Raw genomic sequence first — 18,535 nt, forward strand, 5'->3', positions numbered from 1 at the left:
GCTCCGCAAACGTAGGGGCGCCATTCATGGCGACCTATTCGCGCCTCGCTGGCTGCCATGACGCATTTAATTGCGCGATAAATCGCGCCGCGACAGAATAGAGCCCTTATTGAATTGCGGAACCACTCATGAAATCGCTGTTGCTCTCCTGCTTGCTGCTTTGCTCTGCTTTAGCGCACGCCCAACAAACTATGCTGACGGGTAATCTCAGCAGCGTGGGATCGGATACGCTAGGTTACCTGATGACGTTGTGGGGGGAAGATTTCAGCCGCCAGTCACCGGGTGTGAACGTGCAGGTACAGGCGGCGGGATCCTCAACGGCGCCTACCGCACTGGCGGCGGGTGCGGCGCAGCTGGGGGCAATGAGCCGTCCGATGCAGAGTGATGAACGTCAGCTGTTTATCGCCCGCTACGGCTACCCGCCGCTGGCGGTTCCGGTGGCGATGGATGCGCTGGTGGTGGTCGTTAATCAGGACAATCCGCTGTCGCACATCGCGCCGCAGCAGCTTGATGCGCTGTTTTCCATTACCCGACGGTGTGGCGCGCAACAGGTGCCGCAGCACTGGGGCGATCTCGGCTTGAGTCGCGGCGCATGGACGACGCGCAGCATTCAGCGCTACGGCCGCAACTCAGCTTCAGGTACCTGGGGATTTTTTAAGCAGCAGGCGCTGTGTAACGGCGATTTTCGGGCGGATGTCGCTGAATTTCCCGGTTCCGCAGCGGTGGTACAGGCCGTCGCCGCCACACCGAACAGCATTGGCTACGCTAGCTTTGGCTTTCATCTCAGCGGTGTGAAAATGCTGCCGGTGGATACGCCGGCGGGCGAAAGCGTGATGCCGGATGCCGAATCCATTCGTAGCGGCCGTTATCCGTGGTCGCGTCCGCTGTATATCTACGTGAATAAAGCGCCGGGCAAACCCTTACCGCCGCTGGTCAATGCCTTCCTGCATCAGGTGCTTTCACCACAAGGACAGCGGCGGGTGAGCGAAGCCGGTTATCTGCCGTTATCGGACAGCCAAATGGCACAGGCGCGTGCCGCCATTGAAGGAAATTGAAGAACGTGCATCTGATCATGAAATTCCTTCATGTGAGCTGAAATTTCTTCTATTGCCGGGATGAGCATAGCGTGGCACTCTTCTTGGACATGTAGCCATCCAGATGGCTAAAATAACCCAATGAAATTATACCCTGTCGTAATTATACGTGGGGTTAAAGGAGTGAAGATGCCAGCTCAAGCCCCGTTCCGTGCCGATACCGTGGGGAGTTTCTTGCGTCCTGCCGCTATCAAGCAGGCGCGCGAGCAGTTCGCCAAAGGTGAAATCAATGCTGACCAACTGCGTCAGGTTGAAGACCGTGAAATCCGCAATGTCGTCGAGCAGCAGCGCGCCAATGGCCTGCAAATCGTTACCGATGGTGAATTCCGTCGTGCATGGTGGCACTTCGATTTCTTCGGCGATCTGCTCGGCGTTGAGCTGTTCGAGGCGGAGCAGGGCATTCAATTCAATGGCGTACAGACCAAAGCCCACGGCGTGAAAGTCACCGGCAAAGTGGCTTTTAATCCGCATCACCCAATGCTGGATCACTTCCGTTTCCTGCAAAGCATTGCGGGCGATGCGGTGGCGAAGATGACCATTCCGAGCCCAAGCGTGCTGCACTTCCGCGGCGGCCGTAAGGTGATTGATGCCACGGTTTATCCCGACCTTAAGCAATACTTCGCCGATCTGGCGCAAACCTACAAAGATGCTATCAAAGCGTTTTACGACGCAGGCTGCCGTTATTTGCAGCTGGATGACACGGTGTGGGCCTATCTGTGCTCTACCGAACAGCAGCAGCAGATCCGTGAACGGGGTGAAGATCCACAGGAACTGGCGCGCATCTACGCTCACGTACTGAACAGCGCGCTGGAAGGCAAACCAGCAGATCTGACCGTTGGGCTGCATGTGTGTCGCGGCAACTTCCGTTCAACCTGGATCTCTGAAGGCGGCTATGAACCGGTGGCCGAAGTGCTGTTTGGCGGGGTAAATATTGATGCCTTCTATCTGGAGTATGATAACGAGCGTTCGGGTGGCTTTGAACCGCTGCGCTTCCTCAAGCCTGGCCATCAGCAGGTGGTTCTTGGGCTGATTACCACCAAAACCGGCGAGCTGGAAGACGTGCAGCAGGTGAAAGCACGTCTGCAGGAAGCGTCGCAGTTCGTAAGCCTGGAGCAGATTTGCCTGAGCCCACAGTGTGGTTTTGCCTCAACGGAAGAGGGGAACAGCCTGAGCGAAGCGCAGCAGTGGCAGAAGATTCGTCTGGTGGTCGATATCGCCAAAAGCGTTTGGTGATGCTGTAAACCTGAGCAAACAGGCGCGTAAATCGCGCCTTTTGTGCATTTTCAGGCGGATTTATGCAAAGAGATCTTTCGCTGTGAGGAAAGTTTAAGCAAATCATCTGGGGTGTTTTACCGCTAATCCGCCGTGATTCACTGCTTTATGCCGCTATCTTGTTATATCCTTCTGGTTTTCCGATCCTGTATTGCCTTTCTTCGCTATAAACGTTCTAATTTGCGCCGTTGTCGATTTATCCCTCTGCGAACAGAAGAAAAGTAGTTTAAATCACCTGCGCTTTGGCGTTTTGACCGGTATAACACGCTGGTCTTGTCAGTTAAGCCCTTGTTTTAGCGCATCCAGAGGACAACACGAACCCAACTTCCACCGCAACATCAGCTACAGGCAGTACAGAAGTTTATGACACACCGTTTAACCTCCAAGGATATCCTGGCGCTGGGCTTTATGACGTTTGCCCTGTTCGTTGGCGCAGGAAATATTATCTTCCCACCGATGGTGGGTATTCAGTCTGGCGAACACGTTTGGGTGGCTGCTCTCGGCTTCCTGATTACTGCTGTAGGTCTTCCGGTGATCACCGTTATTGCGCTGGCGCGCGTTGGCGGCGGCATTGATGCGCTGAGCTCACCGATTGGTAAAGCGGCTGGTTTGCTGCTGGCAACCGTCTGCTACCTGGCCGTTGGACCGCTATTTGCGACTCCGCGTACGGCCACCGTCTCCTTTGCCGTGGGTATTGCTCCGCTGACAGGCGATGGCGCCATGCCGCTGTTTATCTACAGCCTGATTTACTTCGCGCTGGTGATCGGCATTTCGCTTTATCCGGGCAAATTGCTGGATACCGTGGGCCATTTCCTCGCACCGCTGAAAATTCTGGCACTGATTGTACTTGGCGTTGCCGTACTGATCTGGCCAGCTGGCGGCCTGTCGCCGGCCACTGAAGAGTATCAGCGTGCGGCTTTCTCCAGCGGTTTCGTCAACGGTTATCTGACCATGGATACGTTGGGCGCACTGGTGTTCGGTATCGTCATCGTCAATGCGGCGCGTTCACGCGGTGTTGAAGATGCCAAATTGCTGACGCGCTACACCATGCTGGCTGGCATCATCGCGGGTATCGGTTTAACGCTGATTTATCTGACGCTGTTCAAACTCGGCAACGATAGCGGTGCATTGGTGGCGCAGAGCGCCAACGGTGCAGAGATTCTGCATGCTTACGTACAGCAGACGTTCGGCGGCATGGGCAGCTTCTTCCTTGCGGCGCTGATCTTCGTGGCCTGCATGGTGACGGCGGTTGGACTGACCTGCGCTTGTGCAGAATTCTTTGCGCAATACCTGCCACTGTCGTATAAAACGCTGGTATTTATTTTGGGTCTGTTCTCCATGGTGGTGTCGAATCTCGGCCTGAGCCATCTGATTCAGATCTCGATTCCGGTGCTGACGGCGATTTATCCGCCATGCATCGTGCTGGTGGTATTGAGTTTCACCCTGAAATGGTGGAATAAAAGCACGCGTATCATTGCGCCGACCATGCTGATAAGCCTGCTTTTCGGTGTCGTGGATGCGATTAAAACCACCAGCTTTAAAGATGTGCTGCCGCTGTTCAGCCAGCATCTGCCGCTGGCCGATCAGGGGCTCTCCTGGTTGCCGCCGTCACTGGCGATGCTGGTGATTGCCGCAGTGGTCGATCGGGCCAAAGGACGTGAACAGGTCGCTGTGCATCAGTAAGCGACACTGCTGTTAATTTCGACCACGGGCTCGCCCGTGGTTTTTTCATTTCAAGGTACTGAGTGTTATGCAAGAAACCAATAAGCTCAAACGCGGACTGAGCACGCGCCACATTCGCTTTATGGCGCTGGGATCGGCAATTGGTACCGGGCTGTTTTACGGCTCGGCTGATGCCATCAAAATGGCGGGCCCTAGCGTGCTGCTGGCGTACATCATCGGCGGTGCGGTGGCGTACATCATCATGCGCGCACTGGGTGAGATGTCGGTGAACAATCCGCAGGCCAGCTCCTTCTCGCGCTATGCGCAGGACTATCTCGGCCCGCTGGCGGGGTACATCACCGGTTGGACCTACTGCTTTGAAATCCTGATTGTGGCGATTGCCGACGTAACGGCTTTTGGTATCTACATGGGCGTGTGGTTCCCCGAGGTGCCGCACTGGATATGGGTGCTGAGCGTGGTGCTGATTATCGGTGCCATTAACCTGATGAGTGTGAAAGTGTTTGGCGAAGTGGAGTTCTGGTTCTCGTTCTTCAAAGTCGCCACCATCATCATTATGATCATCGCGGGCTTCGGCATGATTTTCTGGGGTATTGGCAACGGTGGGCAGCCGACCGGTATTCACAATCTCTGGACGAACGGCGGCTTCTTCGCCCACGGCATCGTTGGCATGCTGCTTTCGCTGCAGATGGTAATGTTTGCCTACGGCGGCATTGAGATTATCGGCATCACGGCCGGTGAAGCCGACGATCCAAAGACCTCAATTCCACGTGCCATCAACTCGGTACCGATGCGCATCCTGGTGTTTTATGTCGGCACGCTGTTCGTGATCATGTCGATTTATCCATGGAATCAGGTTGGCACCTCAGGCAGCCCGTTTGTGCTGACCTTCCAGCATTTGGGCATTGCCGCCGCGGCCTCAATCCTTAACTTCGTGGTGCTGACGGCGTCGCTGTCAGCGATTAACAGCGATGTGTTTGGTGTAGGGCGTATGCTGCACGGCATGGCGCAGCAGGGCCACGCACCAAAGGTGTTCCAGAAGATCTCTAAGCGCGGCATTCCGTGGGTCACTGTTGTGGTGATGATGCTGGCGATGCTGGTTGCGGTGTATCTGAATTACCTGATGCCGGAAAAAGTGTTCCTGGTGATCGCCTCGCTGGCGACCTTTGCCACCGTTTGGGTGTGGATCATGATTCTGCTGTCGCAGATCGCTTTCCGCCGCAAGATTGGCAAAGAAGAAGCCGGTAAGTTGCAGTTTGCCATGCCGGGCGGCAGCGCCACGGCGTGGTTCGGCGTGCTGTTCCTGGCGTTTATCATCGGGTTGATTGGTTATTTCCCGGATACGCGCGTGTCGCTGTATGTCGGTTTCGCGTGGATTGTGTTGCTGTTACTGGCGTGGCCGCTGGTGAAAAAGCATAAGCGCTAATGTTGTTATTCCAGGTGCGCATTTCTGCGCACCTGATTGCCATGAATGAGCGCAGCGGATCGACATCCACCGAGGGCGCATCCTCAATCAGTGTGTTTTTTTGCCCGCCTGACGGAATCACTGCTAAAATAGTCACCGCTTTTCAGCAATAACATATTGGGTACGGAGATAAATACCGCCACGCTGTATTTCGCCAGCTGGCTGAACTCCAGCGGTGAAAGCAGAATAAATCCGAGCAGCAGCAATATCGTCATCATAAAAAATAGCGCAGGGGCGATACGACGAATACGGCGCAAATAGAATTGATAAAACGAGAAACGCCCTTCGGCTATTTCTTTACTAATAATCCCACCAATTAAAAAGCCAGAAATAACAAAAAACACATCAACACCGATAAAGCCGCCATGCAGCGTGGTGACGCCGGAATGAAACAGTACCACCAGGATAATGGCCACGGCACGCAGGCCGTCGATGTCCGCCCGATAGCGGTGAGAGGCAGTCGCAGTCATAATAGTGATCCAAATTGATATTAATGATTTGGGCTTGGACGAATACAGGGCGTTAAAAAATAAATCGGCGCATCCTGTCGCCGAAAAAACTGCAAAAAAGAGAAAATGAGTATTACTAAGGGATGTTTGACTTGCGCAGCATATCCTATTTTTATTGGCGCCGGGATAGAGAAAGCTAAAAGGAGAAAAGTCGCAGCCGGAATGAGATCGTTACTTACGCTGAGCTTGAGTAATTTTTCAGGAAAGTTAAGCCCGCATCATTTATCGAGCTTAAGCGTAATTGAAATCAATCTTAGGGTTGAGGGTAATCCACCGTACTTAATGCATGGCGATCGATGGCTTGGTTCAACTGTTGCAGGGTTGATTGATAAGGGCAAAGCGTACCCACCTTGGTTTCACGACAGTTTTGCTGATGCCACTCTGCGCGTAGTAACGGATGTTGTGCATCGATCGGCGTGAGATGGCGCAGATCGTCCAGGCTTTGTGCCTGAAAATAGATACGCAGGAAACGCGTGTTATCAGTGGTGTCCCGCCAGCGCTCGAATACTAAACTGCTGCCGGGCGGAATATTGCCGCGCGCATAGCCGGGCAGCTGCCAGCTGAAATGCATCAGCGTACGTAGCATAGCAATGTTGGTATCATGCGCGACCAGCAGCAGCCAGCGGGTATTTGGCGAATCAGCGCGGTTATCTAACCCTTTTACAATCGCATCGAGCAGGATTGAACCGCGCTTTTGGGCGATGTAGGGCACGTCATTGCTGAGATCGTAATTGGTGGTGAGCAACGGCAGCAGGGCGCTGATTTGCTGCGCCGAGGTGATGTTTCCCCACGCCAGCTGGCTGAGCGGCAAATTCTCGCTCCAGCCGAGCCGTAGCGTTTCCACCATGCTCGCCAGCACGCTCAAACCCTGCACATAAGTGTGGCCGCTTTTGGTCTGCCGCAGTTGCCAGGGTCGATCAAAAAAGGCGCAGTCGCTACTGCAGACGGCCTGTTTCAATTGCTGAACTTCGGGCTGTAAACGCTGTTGTAACGCCGCAAGATCGCCCGCTCTCGCGGCAATGGCCTCTTTTTCCTGCGTGGGATCGAGCTGCGCGAACGGCAGCTTATTACTTTGGAATAACGGATCGATATCGCCATCCACATGATGGATCTGAACGCCGCAGCCCGGAAAGGCGCCGTCTACCAGCGCATCGGCGGTGGCGCGCGTGCGCTGCAGAGGGCTGGCACGCACGTAGATCTGCGCACTATCCGGACAACCAGTGGTTAGCAGCCCGAGTTGGCGATAGTGCTCGCCTTGCCAGCGCCCTTTATTCACAACTGCCGCATAGCCATGCCCGGTGAGATCGCCATCAGCGGTATTCCACTGCGGCCAACTCCGTGCCGTTGCGGCTTCAATCTCTTTGCGATTGCCTGGCGTCGGGGGCCTGACGCCGTGGCGGCTGATCTCTACCACTTTTTCCAGCTGATAGCGCTCGTCGGCGGCTGCCTGCGTCGCCAGCAAGCAGAAGATCAAGGCGAGAAACAGGCGTGCCATCACAGACTCTGGTGCGCAGGCAGCAGCGCTTTCAGCTGGGGGTAAATGACCGCATTCGCCAGCAGAACAGGGTTGCCGTGCTGAAGTCCGTCGTGGCTAAGGTAATCGTTGGTGATCCCACCCGCTTCGCGCATCAGGACAATGCCTGGCAAGCCATCCCACGGATTCATATGTGCTTCGTAGTAACCGATCAGGCGACCGGCAGCCGCCCAGGCGCTCATTAATGCACCGGAACCATTACGGATAAACATTCCGCCCTGCGTCAGAAGTGCACCAATAAACCGGGTAAGAGGTTCAATCGGTTGGCTGTTCGAACTGCTAAGGCCAAGCACGCCTTGATCGAGCCGCTGCGCGTCATGCGCATGGATGCGTTGGTCATTGACCCACGCCCCTTTACCACGGCAGGCATGAAAGGTTTCCTGATGATTAGGATCGCATACCACACCAATCACCGGTTCGTTTTCGCACACCACTGCCAGCGAAACGCACCAGTTGTGGAGCCCATTGAGGAAGCTGCTGGTGCCGTCGATGGGATCAATCACCCAGATGAAACGTGCGTTAGCGGTTTCACCGCCGCTCTCTTCGCCGAGCACCGCATCCTCAGGAAAGCGTTCATCGATCAGGTGCTTGACCAGCTCCTCCACGTTACGATCCGCCTCGCTCACAACATCCTGCAGATTCTTTTTATGCTCAATCACTAACTGATGGCGTTGCTGATACCAGGATAAGGCGCGACTGGCGGCGGCTTTCGCCACATCGCGGGCGAATTGATAACGAGCGTCGAGTTCGGTAAGCGAAGCTGATGACATCTTTCCCTCTTATGATTTCAGGCCGGAGAAGCAACATCAAACGCCAAAAATGGCGCATTGGCTGTGTGACAGACTTAACAAAAGTTAAGAAAGGCTTCATTAAGCCGCAGATGACTGCGGCTGACAAGAGGGCAGGGCGGGACAGCAGGAAATTTCGCACGCGTGGTGTGTAAAGCGGCGAACGCGGCGTTGCACTTACAGTCGCTGCGCGCGCGCGTCGGCCATCAGGCGGGGATAAAACTGGAAGAAAAGCGGTTCAAGTTGATCGTAGTGATCGACAAAATCCTGATAGGAAGCGCGTAACGCCGCCAGGCGTGGACGGCGATGTGCCATGCCGCTTAATACGCGCGCCAGCCGCGTCGGCTCAGCGTAATGCTCAAACCAGCGCTCGCGCCACATCACCGCGTTTAGCTCGATAAAGCCTTCCGGCGTACCCGCCAGCTGCGGCACGATGTCGCGCTCGGCCGCGGCGGTGAATGCGACCAGCGATTGCGTAGGGTGAAATTTATCCCAATGCAGCGCAAGGAAATGATCCCAAATTACATCCAGCGTGATCGGCGCCACGCGGCGCGTTTCAGGGCGAAACAGTTCACGTGCAATACGCACTTCGGGCAGATTGTCGGTCAACACGTCGATGCGGCGATGCATGGCAATGCCATCCACCACGGGAGCAGGCCATTGCGATTGCACGTTGCCGCGCACGAAGTCGGCCATGAGATTACCCAGCAGTGAGCTGTTTGCCAGCTGCGCCAGGTGAAGGTGAGCGAGAAAGTTCATGGCGCATTATATACACGTCAGACTTCAAGTTACAGGTGCGCTGGCTGCTCTCGCTCACCCGAATCACTGACTCGAATTATGGTGTGTATAGGCAGAATCACAGAAGCACAGCCAGTTGTTCAGAATTTGCCGCTTTTCCGCTAGACTATGCCGCCTGATTTTAAGTCCTGAAGAAGTGAAGCATGCGCGTAGCCGATTTTACCTTTGAGTTGCCTGAATCCTTAATCGCCCATTATCCGCAGGCGCAGCGAAGCGGTTGTCGCTTGCTGTCGCTGGATGGCCCAAGCGGTGTGTTAAGCCACGGCGTATTTACTGACGTGATGGATAAGCTCAATCCGGGCGATCTGCTGGTGTTCAATAACACCCGCGTGATTCCGGCGCGCGTCTTTGGCCGTAAAGCCAGCGGCGGGAAAATCGAGATGTTGGTTGAGCGCATGCTGGACGATAAACGCGTGCTGGCGCACGTGCGCGCCTCGAAAGCGCCAAAGCCAGGCGCAGAGTTACTGCTTGGCGATGACGAAAGCGTCAAAGCAACGATGGTGGCGCGTCATGACACGCTGTTTGAAATTGCCTTTGAAGACGATCGCGCGGTGCTGGATATTCTTAACAGCGTCGGCCATATGCCGCTGCCGCCGTATATCGATCGTCCGGATGAAGATGCCGATCGCGAGCTGTACCAAACCGTGTATGGCGTGCGCCCGGGTGCTGTCGCCGCGCCAACCGCCGGTTTGCACTTCGACGAACCGCTGCTGGAGGCGCTGAAAGCCAAAGGCGTAGAGATGGCGTTTGTCACGCTGCACGTTGGTGCCGGTACCTTCCAGCCGGTGCGCGTGGAAACCATCGAAGATCACATCATGCACGCTGAATACGCCGAAGTGCCGCAGGATGTAGTCGATGCCGTGCTGGCGTGTAAAGCGCGCGGCAATAAAGTGGTTGCCGTGGGCACCACCTCGGTAAGGTCGCTGGAGAGCGCGGCGAAGGCCAGCCAGGACGCGCTGATTGCACCGTTCTTCGATGACACGCAGATTTTTATCTATCCCGGCTATCACTATCAGGTGATCGATGCGCTGATCACCAATTTCCATCTGCCGGAATCGACCCTGATTATGCTCGTATCGGCCTTTGCCGGTTATCAACACACCATGGCGGCTTATCACAGCGCGGTGACAGAGCAGTACCGTTTCTTTAGCTACGGGGATGCGATGTACATCACCCGTAATCCACAAGCACCTGACGAAAGTGTCGGGGCATAAAAAGTCAGACTGTCTTTCTGATGAGGTTAATGTGAAATTTGAATTAGATACTACCGACGGGCGCGCGCGCCGTGGCCGTCTGGTCTTTGATCGTGGCGTTGTCGAAACCCCGGCCTTTATGCCCGTCGGCACCTACGGCACGGTAAAAGGCATGACGCCGGAAGAAGTGAAAGAGACCGGCGCACAGATCCTGCTGGGCAACACCTTCCACCTGTGGCTGCGCCCAGGCCAGGAGATCATGAAGCTGCATGGCGATCTGCACGATTTCATGAACTGGCAGGGCCCAATCCTCACTGATTCCGGCGGCTTTCAGGTATTCAGCCTTGGCGACATCCGTAAGATCACTGAAGCGGGCGTGCACTTCCGTAACCCGATCAACGGCGACCCGATTTTCCTCGATCCGGAAAAATCGATGGAGATTCAGTTCGACCTCGGTTCTGACGTGGTGATGATTTTCGACGAATGTACGCCTTATCCTGCCGATTGGGATTATGCCAAGCGTTCAATGGAGATGTCGCTGCGCTGGGCACAACGCAGCCGCGACCGTTTTGATTCGCTCGGCAACAAAAATGCGCTGTTCGGCATTATTCAGGGCGGTGTTTACGAAGATTTACGAGATGTCTCGGTTAAAGGTCTGGTAGAGATTGGCTTTGATGGGTACGCTGTGGGCGGCCTGGCGGTGGGTGAACCTAAAGAGGACATGCACCGTATCCTGGAGCACGTCTGTCCGCAAATTCCGCAAGACAAACCGCGTTATTTGATGGGCGTCGGCAAGCCAGAAGATCTGGTGGAGGGCGTTCGCCGCGGTATCGATATGTTTGACTGCGTCATGCCAACGCGCAATGCGCGTAACGGTCATCTGTTTGTTACCGATGGCGTGGTGAAAATTCGTAATGCCAAGTATAAAGATGACACCGCAACGCTTGATGCTGAGTGTGATTGTTACACCTGTCGCAATTATAGCCGTGCCTACTTGCATCATCTTGATCGCTGTAACGAAATACTGGGCGCACGCCTGAATACGATTCACAATCTGCGCTATTACCAGCGTTTGATGGCAGGTTTACGCAATGCCATCGAAGAGGGTAAATTAGAGCACTTTGTTAGCGAGTTCTACCAACGGACGGGGAAAGCGGTTCCTCCGCTGAACGTCTGATAATTCATCAATGAGGGAAATTTAATGAGCTTTTTCATTTCTGACGCCGTAGCCGCAGCAGGCGCACCGTCGCAGGGAAGTCCGTATTCTCTGGTGATCATGCTGGTGGTCTTTGGTTTGATCTTCTACTTCATGATTCTGCGCCCGCAGCAGAAGCGTACCAAAGATCACAAGAAGCTGATGGATTCCATCTCTAAAGGTGATGAAGTGTTGACCAGCGGTGGCCTGGTTGGCCGTGTGACCAAAGTGGCAGAAACTGGCTATGTTTCTATCGCCCTGAACGACACCACTGAAGTAGTTGTTAAACGTGATTTCGTGGCCGCCGTTCTGCCGAAAGGTACTATGAAGGCGCTGTAATTTTTTCTTCCCGAAGGGAACTGCCGTGTTAAACCGTTATCCTTTGTGGAAGTACATCATGCTGGTCGTCGTGATTTTCGTCGGCCTGCTCTATGCGCTTCCTAACCTTTATGGTGAGGATCCGGCCGTTCAGATCACTGGTGCGCGCGGTGGCGCCGCCAGTGAGCAAACGTTGGATCAGATCCAGACCGTATTAAAACAAGACAATATTGAGAGCAAATCTCTTGCTCTGGAAAATGGTGCCATTCTGGCCCGTTTTTCTACTCAGGATGTGCAGCTGCGCGCGCGTGATGCAATCACCACCGCGCTGGGCGAAGACTACGTTGTGGCACTCAACCTCGCGCCGGCCACGCCACGCTGGCTGACCATGCTGGCCGCAGAACCGATGAAACTCGGTCTTGATCTGCGCGGCGGCGTTCACTTCCTGATGGAAGTGGATATGGATACCGCGCTGGGCAAACTGCAAGAGCAGAATGCCGACAGCCTGCGCAGTGATCTGCGCGACAAAAGCATCCCGTATACTACCGTTAACAAAATCGCGAACTATGGCGTAGAAGTGCGTTTCCGTGACGGCGCTAGCCGTGACGCGGCAATCAGCTATTTGTCATCCCGTCATCGCGATCTGGTGATTTCGAGCGTTGGCAGCGATACGCTGCGTGCCGTCATGAGTGATGCGCGTCTGAGCGAAGCGCGTGAGTATGCGGTTCAGCAGAACATCACTATCCTGCGTAACCGTGTGAACCAGCTTGGTGTCGCCGAACCGCTGGTGCAGCGTCAGGGTTCTGACCGCATCGTGGTGGAGCTACCGGGTATTCAGGATACCGCGCGCGCCAAAGAGATTCTGGGTGCAACCGCGACGCTGGAGTTCCGTCTGGTTAACACCAGCGTAGACCCAAGCGCGGCGGCAAGCGGCCGTGTGCCAGGCGATTCAGAAGTGAAGAAGACGCGTGAAGGGCAGCCCGTGGTGCTGTACAAACGTGTGATTCTGACCGGTGACCACATCACCGATTCCACTTCAAGCATGGACGAGTACAACCAGCCGCAGGTGAACATTTCGCTGGATGGCGCGGGCGGCAACATGATGTCGAACTTCACTAAGGACAACATCGGTAAACCGATGGCGACCCTGTTTGTGGAGTACAAAGACAGCGGTAAGAAAGATGCCAACGGCCGTGCCATTTTGGTGAAACAGGAAGAAGTGATTAACGTGGCGAACATTCAGTCGCGCCTCGGCAATAGCTTCCGTATCACCGGCATCAGCAATCCAAACGAAGCACGCCAGCTGTCGCTGCTGCTGCGCGCGGGTGCGTTGATTGCGCCGATCCAGATTGTAGAAGAGCGTACCATCGGTCCAACCATGGGCCAGCAGAACATCACACAAGGCCTTGAAGCCTGCCTGTGGGGTTTGATCGCCTCTATCATCTTTATGGTGGTGTTCTACAAGAAGTTTGGTCTTATCGCGACCAGCGCACTGCTGTGTAACCTGGTGCTGATTGTCGGCATCATGTCACTGCTGCCAGGCGCGACGCTCACCATGCCGGGTATTGCCGGTATTGTGTTGACGCTGGCGGTGGCGGTCGATGCTAACGTGTTGATTAACGAACGTATTAAAGAAGAGTTGCGTAACGGACGCTCGGTACAGCAGGCGATTCATGAGGGCTATAAAGGCGCCTTCTCCAGTATCGTCGACGCCAACGTCACCACGCTGATTAAAGTCATCATTCTTTATGCGGTCGGTACCGGTTCAATCAAAGGCTTTGCGATTACCACAGCTATCGGTATCGCAACCTCGATGTTTACCGCTATCGTCGGCACCCGTGCCATCGTTAACCTGGTGTACGGCGGCAAACGCATCAACAAGCTGTCTATCTGAGGAGTGCGTTGTGGCACAGGAATATAGTATTGAGCAGCTCAATCACGGGCGTAAAGTCGTCGACTTTATGCGCTGGGATCGGCTGGCTTTCATCATCTCCGGTTTGCTGATTGTGGCTTCTATTGCCATCGTTGGTGTGCGAGGCTTCAACTGGGGCCTCGACTTTACCGGCGGAACGGTGATTGAGATTAACCTGGAAAAACCGGCGGATCTGGATGCGCTGCGTGAAGGGCTGGTGAAGGCGGGCTTTGAAGAGCCGCTGGTGCAGAACTTTGGCAGCAGCCGCGACGTGATGGTGCGTATGCCGCCAGCCACCGGCAATGCCGGTACGGAACTGGGTAATAAAGTGCTGGCATCCATCAGTCAGACTACGCAACAGAACGCCACCGTGAAGCGTGTCGAGTTCGTTGGACCCAGCGTGGGTAGCGATCTGGCGCAGGCCGGCGCAATGGCGCTGCTGTCGGCACTGATTGCGATTCTGATCTACATCGGCTTCCGCTTTGAGTGGCGTTTAGCGCTCGGTACCGTGCTGGCGCTGGCGCACGACGTGATTATCACCTGCGGCATTTTGTCGCTGGCGCATGTTGAGATCGATTTGACCATTGTCGCTTCACTGATGTCGGTGATTGGTTACTCGCTTAACGATAAGATCGTGGTATCTGACCGTATTCGTGAGAACTTCCGCAAGATTCGTCGCGGTTCCTCTTACGACATTACTAACGTGTCGCTTACCCAAACGCTGAGCCGCACGTTGATCACCTCACTCACCACGCTGGCGATGATCCTGATTCTGTTCGTGTTTGGTGGTGCGTTGCTGAAAGGCTTCTCACTGACCATGCTGATCGGTGTCACCATCGGTACCATTTCGTCCATCTACGTTTCTTCAGCGCTGGCGCTGAAACTCGGTATGAAGCGCGAACACATGCTGGTGCAGAAAGTGGAAAAAGAGGGCGCCGATCAGCCTTCTATTCTGCCTTAACGCTACGTGAAAAAGTAAACGGGCTGCCAGTGGCAGCCCGTTTTTTTATGCCTGCGATCAGGGCGTGATGGTGTTCGCCGCGGGACGCTCAACATCGTGCACGCGTACGTAGCCGAGCTGATCCGGCGCTAAGCCGCTCAGCCGCAGCGGTACGGTCACCGTGCTACGCGGCATCAAGCTAGCCGGAACGTCGATGGTCTGGCTAAGACTCTCTGCATTAAGCGGTTTGCCGCTGGCCGGATCCATTTCACCCCAGACAACGGTAGCGCGCAGCGCCGGAATCGGCTGGTCATCGGTGGCGCGGATATTGAGGTTGGCACGACTGCCGTTGGCTTCACCCGCCACCTGAGTAAGCGATAAACGCAGCTTGCCGAGCTGTGTTTGCAACTCCACCGGCGTGTTTGCCTGCGGTAACAGCCATGCGCCTTGCGTCGACTGGCTGTTCAGCTGTCCCTGAATTTCCAGTGCCGTTGCCTGATTCGTCAGCTTGCGCATCTGTTGATTAAGCTGACTCACTTCCTGATGCAACTCTTTGACCTGCGGTGAAACCGGCGTTGAACTGCAACCACTTAGCACCAGCATTGAGAGCGCCGCTGGCACCATAAACCTCCTGATCGTCATGCAATATCCTTCTGTTATTTGGGAATGCGTAAAACCTGACCTGGATAGATCTTATCAGGATGCGTCAGCATTGGCTTGTTTGCTTCGAAAATCTTGTTGTATTCATTAGGATTTCCGTAGACGGCTTTTGATACCGCACTCAAGGTATCGCCTTTTTTCACCGTGTAGAATTCGGCTGGCGTGGCGGAATCGGTGGTTTTTACCTGATCGTCTACTTTAGTAATCCCTGCCACGTTCCCCGCCGCTACCAGAATCTTCTCTTTCAGCTCCTGGGAAACGCCATCGCCGCTGACCGTAACGGTGTCGCCTTGCACATTCACCTTCACTTTATCGCTGTCGGGTAAACCCAGTTTATTGATGTGATCCTGCAGTTTCTTACTCGCATCATCGCCGCCACTGACGGCATCCCACAGTTTTTCTCCAGCTTCTTTCACGAAATCGAACAGACCCATAGAAACCTCCTGAAAATGTGCCGGATTGGCTCTTAAAGCGTAGTGGTTTTTTACCGTTTGCTGGCATGCTGATGCCATGTCTGTGAAGGGGATGCAGATTCCGCGCCTTGTATTTAGTTGCAACCGAGATCGCGCTACACTGTGTGACCTAATTATCTCGCGACAGGAAACGTCATGCATTGCCCATTCTGCTCCGCTGTGGACACCAAAGTGATTGATTCGCGTCTGGTCAGTGAAGGCTCTTCGGTGCGCCGCCGCCGCCAGTGTTTGGTGTGTCACGAGCGTTTTACCACCTTTGAAGTGGCTGAACTGGTGATGCCGCGCGTAGTGAAAAGCAACGATGTACGTGAACCCTTCAACGAAGATAAGCTCAGCAGCGGCATGATCAAGGCGCTGGAAAAACGCCCAGTGAGCGCCGATGCGGTGGAAAGCGCGGTAAATCATATAAAAACCCAGCTGCGTGCCACCGGCGAACGTGAAGTACCCAGTGCCCTGATTGGTAATCTGGTAATGGATGAGCTGAAAAAGCTCGATAAAGTCGCTTACATCCGCTTTGCCTCGGTCTACCGCAGCTTTGAAGATATTCGCGATTTTGGCGAAGAGATTGCCCGTTTACAGGATTAATCCATGACTGACGAACGCTACATGGCGCGCGCGCTGGAACTGGCGCGCCGCGGACGCTTTACCACCACGCCTAATCCTAACGTTGGCTGCGTGATTGCGCGCGCGGGCGAAATTGTCGGCGAAGGCTGGCATCAGCGCGCGGGCGAACCTCATGCGGAAGTGCACGCGCTACGTATGGCGGGCGAACGTGCCAAAGGCGCAACCGCCTATGTCACCCTGGAACCTTGTAGCCATCATGGACGCACGCCGCCCTGTTGCGATGCGCTGATTGCCGCAGGCGTCACACGCGTGGTCGCCGCGATGCAGGATCCCAATCCGCAGGTGGCAGGGCGCGGACTGTATCGTTTACAGCAGGCGGGCATCGATGTCAGCCATGGCGTCATGATCAACGAAGCGGAAGCGCTGAATCGCGGTTTTCTGAAACGGATGCGCACCGGCTTCCCGTGGATTCAGCTGAAACTTGGCGCATCCCTTGATGGGCGCACCGCGATGGCGAGCGGCGAAAGTCAATGGATCACCTCGGCAGCGGCACGGCGCGATGTGCAACGTCTGCGCGCCCAGAGTTCAGCTATCCTTAGCACCAGCGCCACCGTGTTAGCCGACAATCCCTCGCTGACGGTGCGCTGGAATGAACTGAGTGCCGATGTCCGTGCACGGCTCGATGAAAACCAGCTGCGTCAGCCGGTGCGGGTGGTGATTGACAGCCAACAGCGCGTTACGCCGCAGCATAGTTTGATCGACCAGCCCGGCGAAACCTGGCTGATGCGCAGCGAACCCGATCGCCAAACGTGGCCTGCTAGCGTTACACAGATTGCGGTGCCGCAACGCGGCGAACAGCTCGATTTGGTCGCCATGATGATGTTGCTCGGCCAGCGCCAGATTAACAGCGTTTGGGTTGAAGCGGGTGCCAGCTTAGCCGGCGCGCTGCTGCAGGCGGGGCTGGTGGATGAGTTGATCGTGTATATGGCACCGAAGCTGCTGGGCAACGCCGCGCGTGGCCTGTGCGAGCTGCCCGGACTGGAACAATTGACGGATGCGCCCGCCCTGAATTTTAGCGATGTGCGCCGGGTCGGCGAAGACCTGCGCTTAACGTTAACCCCGCGTTGACAGCGCGCGGAAAAGCCTGAGCGCGTCGCCAAAGAGTATGATAGAATCCGCCCCCTTCTGCGGGGCCATAAAACAACCCAAAGGATATGTATGAAAGTTATCGAAGCTCCTGTTGCCACGCCTGATGCAAAGATTGCCATCGTAATTGCGCGTTTTAACAACTTCATTAATGACAGCCTGCTGGACGGCGCGGTGGATGCACTTAAGCGCATCGGCCAGGTGAAAGCAGATAACATCACCGTTGTCTGGGTTCCGGGCGCATACGAACTGCCGCTGGCAGCACGCGCACTGGCGAAAGCCGGTAAGCACGACGCCATTGTCGCGTTGGGCACTGTCATCCGTGGCGGCACCGCACACTTCGAATATGTGGCCGGTGAAGCCAGCTCGGGCATTGCGCACGTCGCCATGTCCAGCGAAATCCCGGTGACCTTCGGCGTGTTGACCACTGAAAATATCGAGCAGGCGATTGAACGCGCCGGCACGAAAGCAGGAAATAAAGGTGCCGAAGCGGCCCTGACTGCACTCGAAATGATCAACGTATTGAAAGCCATCAAAGCCTGATTTTTGTAAGGGGAATTTTGTGAAACCTGCTGCTCGTCGTCGCGCCCGTGAGTGCGCTGTTCAGGCGCTTTACTCCTGGCAGCTGTCTAAGAACGACATTGCCGATGTGGAATACCAGTTTCTGGCGGAACAAGACGTCAAAGACGTCGATATTAGCTATTTCCGCGAATTGCTGGCCGGTGTGGCGACTAACAGCGCGTACCTGGACGGTCTGATGAAGCCTTACCTGTCGCGTCAGCTGGAAGAGCTGGGCCAGGTAGAAAAAGCCATCCTGCGTATTTCGCTGTATGAGCTGAGCAAGCGTTCTGATGTGCCTTACAAAGTGGCCATCAACGAAGGCATTGAGTTGGCCAAAGTGTTTGGTGCTGAAGACAGCCACAAATTCGTCAACGGTGTCCTCGACAAAGCTGCCCCGCAAATTCGACCCAATAAAAAATAGTAATGAAGGCCG

Annotated in this window: 19 protein-coding genes; 13 read left to right on the forward strand and 6 right to left on the reverse strand. The window is 55.1% G+C overall.

All coding sequences use genetic code 11. The features are described 5' to 3' along the window. Nucleotides 1–128 precede the first annotated feature (128 nt). The 4 genes from AC07WB_RS04520 (at nt 129) to proY (ending at nt 5,472) form a co-directional block, all read left to right on the forward strand. Nucleotides 129–1,055: a PstS family phosphate ABC transporter substrate-binding protein gene (locus AC07WB_RS04520; protein ID WP_494940098.1), complete on the forward strand. Its 927-nt coding sequence runs from the start codon at nt 129–131 to the stop codon at nt 1,053–1,055. Between the two features lie 168 nt (nt 1,056–1,223). Then, the gene (locus AC07WB_RS04525) at nt 1,224–2,327 is read left to right on the forward strand and encodes a cobalamin-independent methionine synthase II family protein (protein WP_494940099.1); all 1,104 of its coding nucleotides are present in this window, start codon (nt 1,224–1,226) and stop codon (nt 2,325–2,327) included. A gap of 402 nt (nt 2,328–2,729) precedes the next feature. Then, nucleotides 2,730–4,049 (forward strand): branched-chain amino acid transporter carrier protein BrnQ, encoded by a 1,320-nt coding sequence (brnQ, locus tag AC07WB_RS04530; RefSeq protein ID WP_097094745.1) that lies wholly within the window; start codon nt 2,730–2,732, stop codon nt 4,047–4,049. Between the two features lie 67 nt (nt 4,050–4,116). Further along, nucleotides 4,117–5,472: a proline-specific permease ProY gene (gene proY, locus AC07WB_RS04535; protein WP_097094744.1), complete on the forward strand. Its 1,356-nt coding sequence runs from the start codon at nt 4,117–4,119 to the stop codon at nt 5,470–5,472. A gap of 83 nt (nt 5,473–5,555) precedes the next feature. Here proY and AC07WB_RS04540 read toward each other — a convergent pair whose 3' ends face one another. The 4 genes from AC07WB_RS04540 to AC07WB_RS04555 form a co-directional block, all read right to left on the reverse strand. Beyond that, on the reverse strand, nt 5,556–5,981 hold the full coding sequence (locus tag AC07WB_RS04540) for an acyltransferase family protein (protein ID WP_494940100.1): 426 nt from the start codon (nt 5,979–5,981) through the stop codon (nt 5,556–5,558). Nucleotides 5,982–6,273: 292 nt separating this feature from the next. Further along, on the reverse strand, nt 6,274–7,515 hold the full coding sequence (locus AC07WB_RS04545; RefSeq protein WP_494940101.1) for a histidine-type phosphatase: 1,242 nt from the start codon (nt 7,513–7,515) through the stop codon (nt 6,274–6,276). Next, nucleotides 7,515–8,324, reverse strand: a complete 810-nt coding sequence (locus tag AC07WB_RS04550) for an inositol monophosphatase family protein (RefSeq protein ID WP_494940102.1) — start codon at nt 8,322–8,324, stop codon at nt 7,515–7,517. The genes AC07WB_RS04545 and AC07WB_RS04550 overlap by 1 nt, the downstream gene beginning before the upstream one ends. Nucleotides 8,325–8,519: 195 nt before the next feature. Then, nucleotides 8,520–9,101: an acyl carrier protein phosphodiesterase gene (locus tag AC07WB_RS04555; protein ID WP_494940103.1), complete on the reverse strand. Its 582-nt coding sequence runs from the start codon at nt 9,099–9,101 to the stop codon at nt 8,520–8,522. A gap of 182 nt (nt 9,102–9,283) precedes the next feature. Here AC07WB_RS04555 and queA point away from each other — a divergent pair, with 182 nt between their 5' ends. From queA to secF, 5 genes are read left to right on the forward strand one after another with little or no spacing between them, the layout of a single operon-like run. Further along, nucleotides 9,284–10,354 (forward strand): tRNA preQ1(34) S-adenosylmethionine ribosyltransferase-isomerase QueA, encoded by a 1,071-nt coding sequence (gene queA, locus AC07WB_RS04560; protein WP_494940104.1) that lies wholly within the window; start codon nt 9,284–9,286, stop codon nt 10,352–10,354. A 31-nt stretch (nt 10,355–10,385) separates the two neighbouring features. Next, nucleotides 10,386–11,510, forward strand: a complete 1,125-nt coding sequence (gene tgt, locus AC07WB_RS04565; protein ID WP_097094739.1) for a tRNA guanosine(34) transglycosylase Tgt — start codon at nt 10,386–10,388, stop codon at nt 11,508–11,510. A 24-nt stretch (nt 11,511–11,534) separates the two neighbouring features. Beyond that, nucleotides 11,535–11,867 (forward strand): preprotein translocase subunit YajC, encoded by a 333-nt coding sequence (gene yajC, locus AC07WB_RS04570; protein ID WP_064740429.1) that lies wholly within the window; start codon nt 11,535–11,537, stop codon nt 11,865–11,867. 25 nt (nt 11,868–11,892) lie between these two features. After that, a complete protein-coding gene (secD, locus tag AC07WB_RS04575; RefSeq protein WP_494940105.1) occupies nt 11,893–13,740 on the forward strand; it encodes a protein translocase subunit SecD in 1,848 nt (615 codons plus the stop codon). A 10-nt stretch (nt 13,741–13,750) separates the two neighbouring features. Next, nucleotides 13,751–14,719, forward strand: coding sequence for a protein translocase subunit SecF (gene secF, locus AC07WB_RS04580; protein ID WP_097094737.1), 969 nt, complete (start codon nt 13,751–13,753; stop codon nt 14,717–14,719). Nucleotides 14,720–14,776: 57 nt separating this feature from the next. Here the strand turns inward: secF and AC07WB_RS04585 are convergent, their stop codons facing one another. Both AC07WB_RS04585 and lysM read right to left on the reverse strand, forming a co-directional pair. Beyond that, entirely contained in the window at nt 14,777–15,340 is a 564-nt protein-coding gene (locus tag AC07WB_RS04585; protein ID WP_494940106.1) for a SadB/YajI family lipoprotein, read from the reverse strand. 14 nt (nt 15,341–15,354) lie between these two features. Then, nucleotides 15,355–15,792: a peptidoglycan-binding protein LysM gene (gene lysM, locus AC07WB_RS04590; protein WP_097094735.1), complete on the reverse strand. Its 438-nt coding sequence runs from the start codon at nt 15,790–15,792 to the stop codon at nt 15,355–15,357. Nucleotides 15,793–15,966: 174 nt separating this feature from the next. Between lysM and nrdR the strand changes: the two genes are divergently transcribed. The 4 genes from nrdR (at nt 15,967) to nusB (ending at nt 18,523) form a co-directional block, all read left to right on the forward strand. Further along, the gene (nrdR, locus tag AC07WB_RS04595) at nt 15,967–16,416 is read left to right on the forward strand and encodes a transcriptional regulator NrdR (RefSeq protein WP_008103978.1); all 450 of its coding nucleotides are present in this window, start codon (nt 15,967–15,969) and stop codon (nt 16,414–16,416) included. Nucleotides 16,417–16,419: 3 nt separating this feature from the next. Next, nucleotides 16,420–17,523: a bifunctional diaminohydroxyphosphoribosylaminopyrimidine deaminase/5-amino-6-(5-phosphoribosylamino)uracil reductase RibD gene (gene ribD / locus AC07WB_RS04600; protein ID WP_345827164.1), complete on the forward strand. Its 1,104-nt coding sequence runs from the start codon at nt 16,420–16,422 to the stop codon at nt 17,521–17,523. Nucleotides 17,524–17,613: 90 nt separating this feature from the next. Then, nucleotides 17,614–18,084 carry a 6,7-dimethyl-8-ribityllumazine synthase gene (ribH, locus tag AC07WB_RS04605; protein ID WP_097094733.1) on the forward strand — a complete coding sequence of 157 codons (471 nt, stop codon included), beginning with the start codon at nt 17,614–17,616 and terminating at the stop codon, nt 18,082–18,084. A 19-nt stretch (nt 18,085–18,103) separates the two neighbouring features. Further along, a complete protein-coding gene (gene nusB / locus AC07WB_RS04610; RefSeq protein WP_007887007.1) occupies nt 18,104–18,523 on the forward strand; it encodes a transcription antitermination factor NusB in 420 nt (139 codons plus the stop codon). Nucleotides 18,524–18,535 lie beyond the last annotated feature (12 nt).

The organism is Pantoea sp. GW821-FHT03E06 (assembly GCF_059420725.1).